At 62.7% G+C, this 13,815-nt stretch carries 8 protein-coding genes and 1 pseudogene; all 9 read right to left on the reverse strand.

All coding sequences use genetic code 11. The annotated features are described in order from the left end of the window. Positions 1–74: 74 nt before the first annotated feature. Complete coding sequence (locus MUB52_RS18110) at positions 75–2,300, reverse strand: aminoglycoside phosphotransferase family protein (protein ID WP_263845564.1); 2,226 nt, start codon at positions 2,298–2,300, stop codon at positions 75–77. After that, on the reverse strand, positions 2,245–4,092 hold the full coding sequence (locus tag MUB52_RS18115) for an ABC transporter ATP-binding protein (protein ID WP_263845565.1): 1,848 nt from the start codon (positions 4,090–4,092) through the stop codon (positions 2,245–2,247). Before MUB52_RS18115 ends, MUB52_RS18110 begins: the two co-directional genes overlap by 56 nt. Next, the gene (locus MUB52_RS18120; protein ID WP_263845566.1) at positions 4,092–5,252 is read right to left on the reverse strand and encodes a glycosyltransferase family 4 protein; all 1,161 of its coding nucleotides are present in this window, start codon (positions 5,250–5,252) and stop codon (positions 4,092–4,094) included. The genes MUB52_RS18115 and MUB52_RS18120 overlap by 1 nt, the downstream gene beginning before the upstream one ends. Beyond that, positions 5,252–6,487: a glycosyltransferase gene (locus MUB52_RS18125; RefSeq protein ID WP_263845567.1), complete on the reverse strand. Its 1,236-nt coding sequence runs from the start codon at positions 6,485–6,487 to the stop codon at positions 5,252–5,254. Before MUB52_RS18125 ends, MUB52_RS18120 begins: the two co-directional genes overlap by 1 nt. A 20-nt stretch (positions 6,488–6,507) precedes the next feature. Next, on the reverse strand, positions 6,508–7,578 hold the full coding sequence (locus MUB52_RS18130) for a glycosyltransferase family protein (RefSeq protein WP_263845568.1): 1,071 nt from the start codon (positions 7,576–7,578) through the stop codon (positions 6,508–6,510). A gap of 591 nt (positions 7,579–8,169) precedes the next feature. Then, on the reverse strand, positions 8,170–10,041 hold the full coding sequence (locus MUB52_RS18135) for a DNA/RNA non-specific endonuclease (protein WP_263845569.1): 1,872 nt from the start codon (positions 10,039–10,041) through the stop codon (positions 8,170–8,172). Positions 10,042–10,106: 65 nt separating this feature from the next. Beyond that, a complete protein-coding gene (locus MUB52_RS18140) occupies positions 10,107–11,267 on the reverse strand; it encodes a LeuA family protein (protein WP_263845570.1) in 1,161 nt (386 codons plus the stop codon). Positions 11,268–11,867: 600 nt separating this feature from the next. Then, positions 11,868–12,515: pseudogene (locus MUB52_RS18145) on the reverse strand (NapC/NirT family cytochrome c). 109 nt (positions 12,516–12,624) lie between these two features. Then, the gene (locus MUB52_RS18150) at positions 12,625–13,767 is read right to left on the reverse strand and encodes an aldo/keto reductase (protein ID WP_263845571.1); all 1,143 of its coding nucleotides are present in this window, start codon (positions 13,765–13,767) and stop codon (positions 12,625–12,627) included. Between the last annotated feature and the right edge of the window lie 48 nt (positions 13,768–13,815).

The raw sequence follows: 13,815 nt of genomic DNA on the forward strand, positions 1-13,815 counted from the left end.
CAGAAGATGCACCGTTTGGAGCCGTTGCTGAGCGCAAGTGAGACGCCGTTGAGCCACGGCGAGAGCTTCGCCGATCAAATGGCGCGCGCATCCAGCCAAGGTAAGTTGAGCAGGATCGACGTCGTGTGGTGCCGGTCCTCGAAGCGCCGGGAGATATAGATGTGGCGCATCAGTGAGATGGCGCTCATCGTCTCGACGCTTCGACGCGGCAGGTCAAAGCCGGTGCTCTGGTATCCGCTCAGAAAGGCCGCTTGCAGCGGCTCGGCGGCATCGGCTGTGCCTGTCTTGCGAATGGCGTATTCAGCCAGATGAGCCAAGAAATTCCCCACGTCGATGGCCGGATCACCCAGGGCAACCAGATCCAGATCGATCAGCCAGACCAGCCCTTCATCGATGATCACCTGATCGGGATAGAAGTCCCTGTGGATGGGTGCTGGCGGCTGAGCCGGAAGGTCGCCCAGCGCATCTTCGGCCTGTGACAGCAGCTCCTTCAGTCGCGACGCTTCGCTCGGCAACATCCGTTCCGCCTTGCCAAGCGCGTGAGCCAGAACAGCCAACTCCTGAGCGCGCGACCACGATCTGCCTGGCACCACAGCGCTCTTGTGGAAATGGCCCAGCGCGGCGCCGGTGCGAAAGAACGGCTGGGTCTGGCCATCGTCCTGCAGATCCCGCAGGCAAGTACCCGGCACCTCTTCCATGAACCAAAGGGCCAGCGCATTCTCGATATCGATCACACGTGGTACGCCGGTCTTGTTGGGGCCTTCGCCGTCTAGTCCAGCCGCGCGCAGGGCGGACTGCATCGCGGGCGTGCGCCGGTCCGGCCCCTTGCTGCGCATCTTGCCCAAAAGAGTGCAGGCGTCACCGGCTGGCGTCTGGCACTCGTACCGGACAAGCGCGCGCTGTCCGGGTTTGTGACGGGTGAGCAGGGGCGGCGATGTCAGGGCCAGTCCAGTCTGGTCCGTGATGAGCGGCCCCATAACCTCGGCAGAGAGGGCCTTGGTCAGATAAGGCAATGCTTCGTCTGTCGGCATGACCGCGCTCGGAGACAGCAACGCCTCGATGTGCGTCATGAGGGTGACGGTCAGCGCATGCCAATCTACGGCTTGTGTCCGGAACGGTTCGGTCAGCAGCAGTACCAGATGACAGATATGCTGGGCCTTGTGGCTGCCCGGCAAAACCCGGCAGCTCCGATACCCCTCCAGAAACGCGACCCGCAGTTCGTCGGCCTGCGGCGCGGAAATCAGCCCGCCCAGCCGCTGCATATCCAGCCGCGCCAGGAAGCAGCCAAGGTCACGGCCCTGATCGCCCGTCGCGGTGCGGTCCCAGTCGATAATGGAGAGCTCGCCGTTCTCAGCGATCACCTGATCGGCGCTGAGATCCCCGTGGATCAGCCCCGTCTGAGCGCCCTGCCGGAGAAGCACCGCCTTTGCCCGGGCTCCGATCTCCGCCAACCGGTCGGCGTGATCTGGCAGGAGCGTGGATACGTCCGACACCACCCGCCGCAGCGCCTCGACCTCCGAGGCGCGTGACAGGATCGGCGGGTCGCAGGGCGACCGGTGGTGCTGCGCAATGCGGGCGCCGGCCAGCCGGAACAGCGCATGGTCCGCCTCACCGTTGACAGGGCAAAGCGATACGCCGGGCAACCACTCGGTCGTGATTGCGCCACGCCTTGGCTCAACCGCCAGCACCTCTGGTCCGCCGAACTGACGGGCGATCTCGGCGCCGCGCTTTGCGGCGTCGAATGCGCCGGGCCGCTGTATTTTCAGGAGCGCCTTGGGTCCGCTGACCCCGTCGGTGACCTGCGCAACAAGGCGCCGGTTCGGTTTGTAGCGCATGATGTGCAGGTCCGGTGCCGAGAAGACGCGGCCGGTGATCTTCGCCAGCCTGTCAGATCTGTGGTCCGGATCCAGCAGCCTGTAGAGCCCCTTCAGCGTCCGGTCGAGCTGGGGCGGGATCAGGGCGACGCGCTGGTCCTCGATCATGCGCACGCGCCAGGGCCCGGTATGCCAATGGGTCCGCTGCTTGATCTGCTCGAAGCGCTCGGCCGTGAAGGCCTTGGCACAAAACCACTGCTCGCCCCAGTCCGTCGCAACCACACGCAGCCCGACAACGCAGCTGACCCCGGGCTTGTAGCGCAGATCGACGCGGGTGACCGTTCTCGCGCCCAGCTGGCGCGCAAGCGCCGCCTCGTCCAGCAGGAGCTTCAGCCCGGGCAGTGCCGGGTCACGCTCTGCAACGGCACGGCTACTCGGCTGCAAGGACATCGCCGGGCTTCCGCTGCTGCGCCCAAAGACGTGCATAGGGGCCACCTCGTTTCACAAGATCGGTATGTTTGCCATCATCGGCGATCTTGCCGCCCTGCAGGCACAGCACCCGATCCGCCTTGGTGGCCAGGCGCAGATCATGCGTGATCAGCAGGGTCGTGCGCCCCTTGGCAAGCCGCCAGATCGCGTCCGACACCGCGGCTTCATTGGCGCTGTCCAGCCCGACGGTCGGTTCATCCAGGATCAGGATCGGACTGATCCGCAGATAGGCGCGCACCAGCGCGATGCGTTGCCGCTGCCCGGCAGAGAGCGTGCCACCCCGTTCCGTCAGCTCGGTCTCGTATCCGTCGGGGAGCGCCATGATGAACTCATGCGCATTGGCGATCCGTGCCGCAGCCTCGATCGTGGCATCCGCCAGCGGCCGCCCTGCCCCAAGGGCTAGGTTCTCGCGCACGCTGGCCCGGAACAGCAGCGTCTCCTGAGGCACGAAGCTGATCTGGCGGCGCAGGCTGGCAAGCTCGACCGCCCGCAGATCGGTCCCGTCAATCGTGATGCACCCCTTGTCGGGATCGTAGAGGCGCATCAGCAGGCTGACGAAGGTGGACTTGCCCGTCCCCGATGACCCCGTGATCACGACGCTTTGCCCCGGTTCGATGACGGTGGAGACAGCATCGAGAACGGCGGCTGACTTGGGCTCGTAGCCGAACGTCACATCCTTCAGCTCGATCCGTCCCTTGGTGATCACGGCCGGTTTGGCGTCAGGCGTGCTGGCAATCGTGACGGAGGTATCAAGCAGCTCGATCACCCGCTCGCCCCCTGCCGTCGCCTTGGACAGGCGCGCGACGTATTTGGCGTAGTTCCGGACGGGTCTGAACATGTTCTTGAGGTAGGTGATGAACACCAGCAGATCGCCGGGGGTCATCCGCGCATCGAGCACGAAGAGCGTGCCGAAATAGAGGATCAGCGCGATGGACAGTGCAGTCAGAACATCGACGAACCGCTCCAGCCCGGCGGACAGGCGCTTGACCTTGACGCCGGCCTTCATGCTCTTGGCATTGTCGCCTTCGAAGGTCGCTGCGATCTCTTTTTCCACACCCAGCGCCTGCACCGTGCGCATCGCTGTCATGATCTCGGCAGCGGTTGCGGCCATATCGCCTTCGTTGCGGCGCTGCTTGCGACTGACGGTCTGGATCTTCCTGCCGGTACGACGTGAGCTGAACCACAAGAGCGGCAGTGGCATCAGTGCGATCAGGGTGAGCTGCCAATTGATCACCAGCATGACGGTCACCATGCCGAACAGGATCAGAGTGTTGACCGCAAGCGGCAGCGCCGCGGTGACGGCGGTTTCTTTCAGGATGCCGACATCGCTGATCAGACGCATGGTCAGATCGCCGGTCTTGCTGCGTGAATGAAAGGCCATGGGCAAGGCAAGCAAGTGGCGGAACAGATCCGCGCGCACACGGGTCAGCACCCGGTTTCCGGCGAGCGCAAAGGCGATGGCGGCGCCGTATTCGCAAAGCGCCCGAACCGCGATGACCGCAACGAGGCCGACCGCGCAGACCAGCAGCAAGGTCTGAAGCGACAGGCCGTCCAGAAACGGGCTACCAGTGCCGGCAACTCCGTCGCCGACCTGAACCACGTGATCGATAACGAATTTGAGGGGCCAAGGCTCCAGCAACTTCGCGAGAACTGAGGCCACCAGGGCGGTGCTTCCGCCCGCCACGAGCATCCGATGCTGCCGCAGATAGGGCAGCATGCGCATCACCACGCGGCGCAAGCCGGGCAACGTCTCCCGCAGGGTCGTCTGGCGATGGCCGCGTTTCGCCATCACGCAGCCCCTTTGGCCGGCTTGAGGTCAAGGCCCGTGCGCAACAGCACCCGCTCGGCCACGTGATCCCAGGTCTGAGTGGTGAGGACGCGGTGGCGCGCCTCATGGCCCATCCTCCGGACCAGATCGGGATTGCGGGCCAGTTGGCCCAGGGCCTCGGCAAGCGCCTCGGCACAATCCGGCGGGACGCTGACGCCGGTTTGTCCTTCGTTAATTGCCTCCACCAGATTGCCGACCTGACTCACCACCGAGGGGATGCCTGCAGCCATGTACTCGTACAGCTTCAGTGGGGAGAAGTAGAAGGGGTCATCGCCACGGTAGGTGGCCAGGCCGACATGCATGCGAGCAAGCCAATCGGGCACCTCTTCTGGAGGCACCGCGCCGGTAAAGCGCACCGCCGCGCTGACGCCAGTAGCCTCAGCTTGCCGCATAAGATTGGATCGTTCGGGGCCATCGCCAACGATCAGCAGTTCCGCGTCGGAGACGCCCTGCCGAAGCAGAGCGAAGGCTTCGAGGATCAGGGCGACATCATGCCAGGGCTTCAGTGTCCCCAGAAAGCCGACACGGAAGGGGCCCTCGAAGCGGGCCGCTTCAGGAAAGCGCGCGGGGTTCACCGCATTCGGTTCGACCTGAATGCGCGCCACGTCGGCGCCCAGACCTTCCGCATAGGCGGCAACCTCGGGGCTGACCGCCACGATGTGACTTGCCGAGACAAAGGACCGACAGGCCAGAAGGATCGCATCATCGAGCCGTGCAAGCGATCGATGCCGGGTTTGCTCGTCGATCAGCGGCGCATTGACCTCGAGGACAGACGGGATCTGCCGGGTCCGGGCATAGTCCATCGCCGCGCAGGCAAAAAGCGCATGACGCTCGTAAATCAGATCAAAGGGGCCGAGCGCCTCCAGCGCCTGTGTCACCTGTCTGTTCAGCGAGATCTGCTGGGTCGCGCGCGCATCCGGTGCACCTTCGGGACGCGGCAGCGGCTGCCGGATGACGTTCTGCAAGTCCTCCGGCGGGGCTTCGTCCATACGCGGAGATATCAGCGTGACCTCCGCCCCTCTGGCCAAGAAGGCACGCAGCATCTCCTGAACATGAATGGACGCCCCCTTGCACCCGAATACAGGGATACCCGGGTCCGTCGATACATAGGCAATCCGCATCAAACCACCCCCTTGATGGGTTCCTGCGCGACGGCTGCCTCGTCAAAGACCTGCCGCAGCGCCGCTGCACTCCGCAGGATATCGAACTCCTTTTCGATCAGCGCCCGCGCTTTCCTGGACACCCGTGTCCGCAGCATATGATCGTTGATCATGCGGGAGAGGGCCGCGGCCAACGCCGTCGGGTCTCCCTCGGCCACGCAAAGGCCAGTATCGCCATCGCGGACCAGCTCCGGAATGCCGGTGACCGCGGTTGCAACACAAGGTGTGCCAAGCGCCATGGCCTCCAGCAGAACGGTGGGCAGGCCGTCCCGATTGCCGTCGCGCCCCACGATACAGGGACAGGCGATCACGGCAGCTTTCTGCATCGCGATGATCACGTCGCGCTGGGGCATCGGGCCGCTCAGCGTGACCGCATCGGAGAGGTGGCTTGCCGCGATCTGCGCCCGCAGGTTCTCTTCTTCTTCGCCTGCGCCGATGATCGTGCAATGCGGCGTCTCGCCTTGCTGGCGCATCAGGGAAATCGCCTCGAGCAGAATGTGAAACCCCTTCTTTTCTACGAGGCGTCCAACGGCCAGGAGCTCGGTCGCGCCGGGTTTGGGCGGGGCATAGGCAAAGCGCCCCAGATCGATACCGTTGTAGATGCGCCGCACATTCGTCGCGCCATAGGCCGCGCGCAGATGACCGAGATTGTAGTCCGACACCGTCACCACGGCAGCAGCATCGCGCAGCTTCAGATCCATCCGGGTGGGCGAGGCATAATCGTGATAGATATCCTTGGCGTGCGCGGTAAAGCTGTAGGGAATGCCGGCGATTGCGCCTGCAATCCGAGCAACGGTCGTCGCACATGTGCCGAAGTGTGCATGCAGATGCGTGATCCCGCGCTCCCCGCAGGCCAAAGCGAGGACGATCGCCTGCGCCACGTCATGCGCATCTGCGTGCTCCATCGCGAGAAGCATCGGAGTGCTGTCTGGGAACTGCACTTCCGCCTGCCGGATCAGCTTCCATAGGTCCTGCGGCTGCTTGAGCTTTGTCGGTATATGGGTGACGGGCGAACGAACCTTAGAAATCTGGTCCTGAAAGTGGGTCTCCTCGACAGTGCGCAGCGCGAAGATCTCGAGCGCGAGGCCCGCGGCCTCATGCGCAAGGATCTCGTTGACGATGAAAGTTTCGGAGAACCGCGGGTATCTTTTGCAGACGTAGGCGACCTTGCTCTGAAATCTGTGGTGGTGTGTCATATGCGTTCTTCTTCTTGTTGTTAGGCCGCGAGGGAGGCGCCTGGGGTGTGGGCGGGGTCGAGGATCTCGGCGGCCAGGGTCTTGAAGCGGTCGAGGCCAGCCAGATCGAGCGTCCTCTTCGCCCGCGGTGCAGGCGTGGGTTGCACCATCCAATCGGACAGCGCAGCGGCCGTCAGCGCATCGGGTGTGATCATGTCGATCAGCCCTGCGGACGCCAAACGCTCGGCTCGGAGGATTTGTTCAAGCCGGGGTGCTACACGCGGCACGATCAGGGCCGGCCGCCCCAGAGACAACACCTCGCAGACCGAGTTGTAGCCACCCATCGCGACGACGCGCGCGCCGTTTTGCATGAGGCCAACAGGCTCGGGCAGGAAATCGACGACCGTGAGGTCCGGGTTCCGGCGGGCCAGCCTTGCGACTTCGGCGCGACCCGCGGCGTCCAGCTGTGTGCCGGTGATCAGAATGCCGCGGTGACCCGGGGGCAATCCGGCCTGCGCGAAGGCGCGGCACACCGGGAGGCCATCACGCCCACCGCCCACCATGCAAAGCACATAGGGCCGCGGATCATTGCCTATGACACGCTGTTGCGATTTGCGGGCCTGATCGGCCACGTCGGCCACCTCGCGCTTAAGGTATCCGGTAAACCGCGTCTTGGCCCCGACCAGATCGCCAAGCCCGTATTCGTCAACGAGGTTGTAAAACTGCGGGTCCCCATAGATCCAGATGTCGGAATAAAACGACGAGATCGCCTCGAAGCTGCGGTTCTTGAGCCATTGGCGCCGCACCTTGTCGCAGGTGTCGATCACGTCGCGCAGCCCGAGGACAACGCGCGCAGTCGTCTTATGGGCCAGCCACGACAGGGTCGGATCAAGCTCTTCCTGAGCGCCGCGCGGAACGTTGTCGACAATCATCAGATCGGGGCGGAACGCTTTTACGGCGGACCGTATCATCCGCGCGCGCATGGCCGTCAGCTGCCGCAACCCGATGGACAGGCGCCGCGATTGATAGCTGCCGTCGCTCTGCTTTGCGTAAGCGGGCAGAGTGATCAGGTCGACGCCGTCCGGGATATCAAATGACCCCGCCTCATGCATGCCGGCAATCAGCAAGACGTCCGGGGCGCATGGCAGTGACCTGAGGGCCCGCGCAAGCAACAGGTTTCGGCGCAGATGACCAAAACCGAGCGTGTCGTGCGAGTACAGCACAACCCGGGGAGCATGTTTCTCTAGGTCTTCGTTACAATGGTTTAGGGCGGTGTAGTGCATCATGACTTTCACGCTTCTCTTTGGAGGCGTCCGCATCTGGCGGCCACCATTCCCGTAAAACTAGAGAAGAGAGCAGCGCGCTGTCATAAAACCGTGATGAAAATGCTGTATAGGCAACATGAACGGCAGATGAACGCGCGCGCGGTTGTCCGGTGCCGATGCTGCTGTTCATCTCTCGCAAACCGCGCGAATGGCGCAGTGGGCCAACAGCTTGAAGCAATGGGCGCCAAGACCTCGTATCTGAACAGATTTTCAGAAGAGAACGCGCGACCTTTGGCCAATCTAATCACCGCCCGAGATCCATCCGGACCGGCAGGATAGCCTCGGCACCTGTTTCCAAGTGATCGCGATTGCCCCGACATCTCACGTGCATGGTTGCAGGTGGTAGATGCTCTCCACGTCAAGACACCAAAGCGCGACCTAGAAGGCAATCTCGCGATGATGCGTGATCTCGCGCGGCCTGGATTTGATGTTCATGCTTGCGAGGCGCTCGGCAGATGTGTCGCTCAGCAGTTTTGAGTTTTGCGTGACGTCGGCAGGGCCATAAGCGTCGAATCCCATACCGGTCCGGGTTGCGAGGTCCGGGACCGAGACCTGAAACAGCTGGAACGGGTCAAGATCGATCCCCTCGATATCGTGCAGCAGGTCGCGCTGCGACAGAACGAAACAGGCAGCCCGGAGCGCGTCATCCGCGCCACGGTAGGCAATCAGCTTCCAGAAGCTGCGCGGGATCAGCGTATTGCGATAGCTGGGGTCGTCATCGGCAAAAATCGGGCCGGCGATACAGGAGATACGGATGCCCTTGGCGCCGGCCTCTTCCAAGATCAGGTCTTCCAACCGACCCCAAATACCACCCCGTTTGGACTGGTTGTAGCTTTCATGCTGCGGGGCGATGTTGGTGAAGAAGAACGACTCCCGGTTGGCCCGCCGGGCCTCGTCGACCGCGCCCCAGGCCAGATCGGCGCGGCGCGCGATATGTCCGCGGTCGAGCTTGTTATCGGCATAAAGCGTGTCATCCAGTTGATGCTTCTCTGCAATTCGATCGTCCAGCCGAAAGTCGTGGCGACCAAGCTGCACCTTCCGCGCCGCATCCGTGTTCCAGGCAACGAAGCGCGCCAAGCGCCGCTCCGCGCTCAGGCAGACTGAAAAATGCGTGTAGGGGATCGTCTGCGCCCTGCCGAAATTCACCGCATCACGCTTGAGCGCCAGAGAGAGCTCCGGCATCGGTGCCGGCCGGCCGAGGAATTCAGCGTCATAGCCACGCCGGGTCTCCTGCGTCGTGGCGCTGCCTTGCGCGGTGGTGGCGTTCGGCGGGGTCAGTTTGAATCGAAGCTTGCTCTGGATTGAGCGGGGGTAGCAGGCCAGCGCATGTTCATCTGCGCTGTTGCCGCTCTCGCCCGCGAAATGCAGACCAGCAAAGACGTCGGTTGCGCTTTCGCCATCCGAGATGATCCAGACGGAGCCCGAGTCGCCACCCATGCTGATCTCTCCGTCCACCGCCGGACGGTCCGGGTTCGGCCCGATCTCGAAGCACCCGATGTTCTGACTGCCTGCCGTCTCTCCAAAGTCGATCTGAACAATGACATCCGTGCGTCGGACGACGCCATAGGTGGTCGCGGTCGTGCGTCCGGTCTTCACGACCGTATCGCCCAGCTCCACCTCGGCCATCTGCGCCGGAGCCGTGTCGAGACCGTGGATTGCGCGTTCAAAGTCGCGGTCTTCGATCCGTGCGAGGGCACAGTCTCCGGCGATGCCGAGGTGGCTGCGCAACAGCGTGCCGCAGGTGTTGGCCGCTATGTTATTGTCGTCGAACGGGCCTGGCTGGACGACCTTGTCGCCGATCTGCCCCGTCTCTCCATGCAGGACGTGCCAATTCGACAGGATGCAGGCTGCGCCGGTCTCATCGTCGAAGACGATCGCGCCAAGGGTGCCCGCTGTGCCATCCGGGTGGCTGACACTCGCACCCGGCACCAGTGGGTCCAACCGCGTTTTCAGCACAGAGGCCTGCTCATGTTCGACAATCCGGTAGGACGGGCTGTATCCTCGCTGAATGACATCCGTCGGCACAGACAGACCGTTCGTGTCGATGCGTTCCGGGATCAGCTGCGAGCCGAGGCTTTCCAGCGCGGAGGCCTCGACCTTTTCCCGCACGGTAAAGACAATGCTCAGAGCACCATCCCCATTCTTGTGCCCAATGCCGATGGAGGTGATGTTGGGATCTTTCAGATAGCGCGCGCCTTCCGAGCGAACAAAGCGCCGCAGATCGCTCATGAGCTTCTGAGTTTCAGACATCTTTGATGTGCTTCGCTTCTTGGTCATGAGGGTCTCTCCGATGCGAGGGGTCCGAGTGGCCGGACCTAGGGGCGATGCGTGGTGGCATCCGCCATCAATGACTTGGCAATCCGGCCCAGTTCGTAGTCGGGGATTGAGCCGGACTGCTCCGCGGCGCGCATGACATGTCGGTACAAGGTGTGCTGATCGACGTTCCTCGGGCGCATGTTCATCTTGTCGAGCCGGTCGAGAATTCCCGAGATGCCGCTGTGCCGCCCGATGGCGAATTCGATGCTGCGGCCGATTGTTTCGGGCGAGAACACGTCATCCATGACCGTCTTCGGAATCGATTGGTGAATGCCTGTTTCAACCAGAAAACTGATATCCCCGACCAAGGGCTTGTTCGGAGAGAAGCGCATGCCCGTCATGTCGACAAAGGCCTGGACGACATCTGCAAGCATTTCCGTTCGGCACCCGTTGGAAAACCGCGGATCGTCCGCTTCGAAATAGGCGGCATAGGCCAACACCTGCTCCAGAGCGGTGTTGCCGCCGCCATCACCGGTATTGCCGATGGTCACTTCGACCTGCGTTGCCCCTGCCCGCACGCCAGCGACCGAATTTGCGAGACTGAGACCAAGCAGGTTGTGACAGTGGACCCCCAGAGTGGTCTCAGGTGGCAGAGCCGATCTGATCCGGCGCACCAGATCGCCAAACCTCTGTGGTTCCATTGTGCTCAGCGTATCGGCCACCACGATCTGCGTGGCGCCCGCCGCCGCGGCGGCGGCGCTGAGGTCCATGAGAAACGCGGGATCGCGGTTGCCCGCGCATACCAGATAATACTGCGCTTCCGGAAAGTAGGTTCGCGCCTCATTCATGAGATCAACGGACCGATCAATGGTCTTGCTGCGAGCGCGATTGTCGCGGTCAGCCGAGGGTGACAGCAAATCGAAGGGGCGCGCCGACGTCGCGATTCGCGAGCGGTGTTCGGCGCCGCGCAGCGCCTCGAACGCACGTCGGATATCCTTCTTGATGGGACGTGACAGCACGCTCAGCCTGACCGCATCGGTCTGATCGACGACCCGTTTGACCCCTTCCAAATCAACGTCCGAGGCTGCGGGAAAGCCCGCATCGATGATATCCACGCCCAGTGTTTCGAGCTTTCTGCCCATGTCGCCTTTCTGCTTGGCCGTGAAGTGCAGGAACGCTTGCTGCTCGCCGTCTCGCAAGGTCGTCTCGAAGATTTCCATGGTCTCACGTCCTTTCGTTCGGGCGTCAACTGCGCACCTCGGGAGTGACGGATCACTCTGCGTCGCGATATGGGTGGCAGCGAACGCCTTTGGTCCTGACGCAGTGGCAGCTTGGCCGAAAGCAGCCGGCCTGCGCTCCTCTGCTATTTCTCGTGCTGCGGACGTAGGGGCCGGGTCAATGCGCAAGAAGGTGAGAAGATTTTTCTTAACGCGGAATTCATTGCGCGTTCATTTGCCGTTTATTGGACTGTCAGGAGGTCGGCCAAAATCCCCCGCCAGCCTTCGAAAGCAGCAGTTTTCTGCTTGCTGTGTGGCTGTCGCGATGGCGCGTCCGACAACGTGCTTTCCGAGCGGAGTCGGACCTGTTGGGCCGCTGCACGTCACGAAGCCAAAACAACGGATCAGACGTATTGCGCCTGGGGTTGGACGACAGCGGTGCATTGCAAAACCGAGTGACCTTGCCCGCGCTCGACGAGACATATGCGCAAGATTAGGGGCTCAGAACCGGGAGATAAGGCAGGCTCAGCGGGTTGTCACCGATGGTTTCAACCAAGTTAACCCTCCTAACGTCTTCAGAGGTGGGCAGATCTTTCTTGCGCCTCATTCAGTATCCTTCATCGGGAGGAAACCGCGCAGTTGCGCGATGGGCTCCCCTCCCGCGCGGAGCGATGCCGGATGGCCTGCCATGAAGTCGTCGGCGATCTTCCGATACTGCTCAAGATGCCTGGCGGGCAGCGAATGCGCGACACCCTGATGGCAATCAATGCAACTCAGCCCGTGATCGAGCGCGCGCTTATGCTCGCCAGCCGCGCGGGTCTTTTGCAAGCTGGGATCCATGTATTCGAACGCATGGCAATTGCGGCACTCGCGGCTGTCGGAGGCATTCATCTTGCGCCAGACGGCGGTGGCCATGGTCAGGCGATGCGCGTCGTAGGCGGCAAGCGCTGCAATGGTACCGGCACTCTCGTGGTCGCCGTCTTTCACGGTCATGATCTCGACCTTCATCTTGTGGTTCTATTCCTTAAGCCGATGGCAATCGGAACAGACAGCGCGCACGTCGGAGTGGTTGTTGTCGTGGATCCTCTCGCAGTATTCGTCCAGGCTGGTTTCCATGGCATGGCACGACACGCAGTAGTCCTCGCTCTTCGTGATCTCCAGCGGCCATGGAACCCACCCCAGGACAAGATCCCCGCACCGAAGCCTGCAAAACGCGCAAAGCCCAGACTGAGGACGGGGATCGGGCTCCAAAACCAGTCTCAGAGGCGAAGGATGAAGTTGCAGCGGTTTTGAGGGTCGGTCTGCTCTGCGATCTCAAGTCTCCTGGCGCGCGGTCTGTTCATTTTGCAGTGGCGGACGATCAGACGTCCGGCGCCTCGACATCTGACCATTCAGCCACAAGCGCCGGAGCGCGGCCGCCTTGCACCTCGATGGCATCCAAAGCTGTCGTCAGTTCGGCCAACTCATCAGAAGTGAATGTGACCTCGGCGGCAGCGATGTTGGTCCGCAGATGCGGCATCTGCGTCGTGCCGGGGATCGGGACGATATTGTCGCCCTGGGCCAACAGCCAAGCGAGCGCGATCTGACCGGGCTTGGCACCTTTGCGCTCGGCCCACTCCCGGGCCAGTTCGACCAGAGCCATGTTCGATGCACGGTTCTCGGGCGCCATCCGCGAGGTGTTCGCGCGGAAATCGCTGGGTGCAAAGCTCGTCTCCATGTCGATGGCCCCGGTCAGAAAGCCGTAGCCCAAGGGCGCGAAGGGCACAAAACCGATGCCCAGCTCTGCGCAAAGCGGAAGGATATCCGCTTCACGTGCGCGCCACATCATTGAGTATTCACTCTGAACCGCGCTGACGGGTAAGAGTTCGTGCGCGCGCCGCAGCGTCCGCGGCCCCATCTCGGACAGCCCCCAGTGCAGAACCTTCCCTTCAGCCATCAGGTCCTGGACGGTCCCGGCAACATCCTCGATCGGGACATCGGGGTCGACGCGGTGCTGATAGAGCAAGTCGATCCGATCTGTGCCGAGACGCTGAAGCGAGCCTTCGACCGCGCGCCGGATCCGCTCGGGACGGCTGGTAACGGTGAAGTCCCACACGCCCGTTTCTGGATCGACGCCAAAGCCGAACTTCGTGGTCACTTGAATGTCGTCGCGGAACGGGGCCATCGCCTCGCCCAGAATGCGTTCGCACTCGAACGGGCCGTAGACTTCGGCGCAATCAAAGAAGGTCACACCTTGCTCGTAGGCCGCCCGGATCAGGGCGATCATGTCATCGCGGTCCGGCACGATGGTATGGAACGTGCGGTGCATGTTCTGGACGCCGAGGCCAAGCTCGGACACCTCCAGATTGCCGAGCATCCTGCGTCCGGGCGCGGCTGTCGCCGCTGTCTGCGTCGTCTGGGCCGCTGCGGGCGCGGCACCCAGAGCGAACGCTGCGGCCGTGGCGGGAATGCCGGCGAGAAATGCGCGGCGGTTGCGATTGATGTCGGGAGTGTCAACGGTCATATCAGGCTCCTTGGGTTCAGTCAGTGTCTCTGTTGTGTGAGGCGCTTT

The organism is Roseobacter sinensis (assembly GCF_025755255.1).
In the GTDB taxonomy this organism is placed as follows: domain Bacteria; phylum Pseudomonadota; class Alphaproteobacteria; order Rhodobacterales; family Rhodobacteraceae; genus Roseobacter; species Roseobacter sinensis.

What these genes read in the sequence shown, in the direction of transcription:
- MUB52_RS18110 (WP_263845564.1), bottom strand. Translation starts at nt 2,300, where the DNA reads ATGCACGTCTTTGGGCGCAGCAGCGGAAGCCCGGCGATGTCCTTGCAG.
- MUB52_RS18115 (WP_263845565.1), bottom strand. Translation starts at nt 4,092, where the DNA reads ATGGCGAAACGCGGCCATCGCCAGACGACCCTGCGGGAGACGTTGCCC.
- MUB52_RS18120 (WP_263845566.1), bottom strand. Translation starts at nt 5,252, where the DNA reads ATGCGGATTGCCTATGTATCGACGGACCCGGGTATCCCTGTATTCGGG.
- MUB52_RS18125 (WP_263845567.1), bottom strand. Translation starts at nt 6,487, where the DNA reads ATGACACACCACCACAGATTTCAGAGCAAGGTCGCCTACGTCTGCAAA.
- MUB52_RS18130 (WP_263845568.1), bottom strand. Translation starts at nt 7,578, where the DNA reads ATGCATGAGGCGGGGTCATTTGATATCCCGGACGGCGTCGACCTGATC.
- MUB52_RS18135 (WP_263845569.1), bottom strand. Translation starts at nt 10,041, where the DNA reads ATGTCTGAAACTCAGAAGCTCATGAGCGATCTGCGGCGCTTTGTTCGC.
- MUB52_RS18140 (WP_263845570.1), bottom strand. Translation starts at nt 11,267, where the DNA reads ATGGAAATCTTCGAGACGACCTTGCGAGACGGCGAGCAGCAAGCGTTC.
- MUB52_RS18150 (WP_263845571.1), bottom strand. Translation starts at nt 13,767, where the DNA reads ATGACCGTTGACACTCCCGACATCAATCGCAACCGCCGCGCATTTCTC.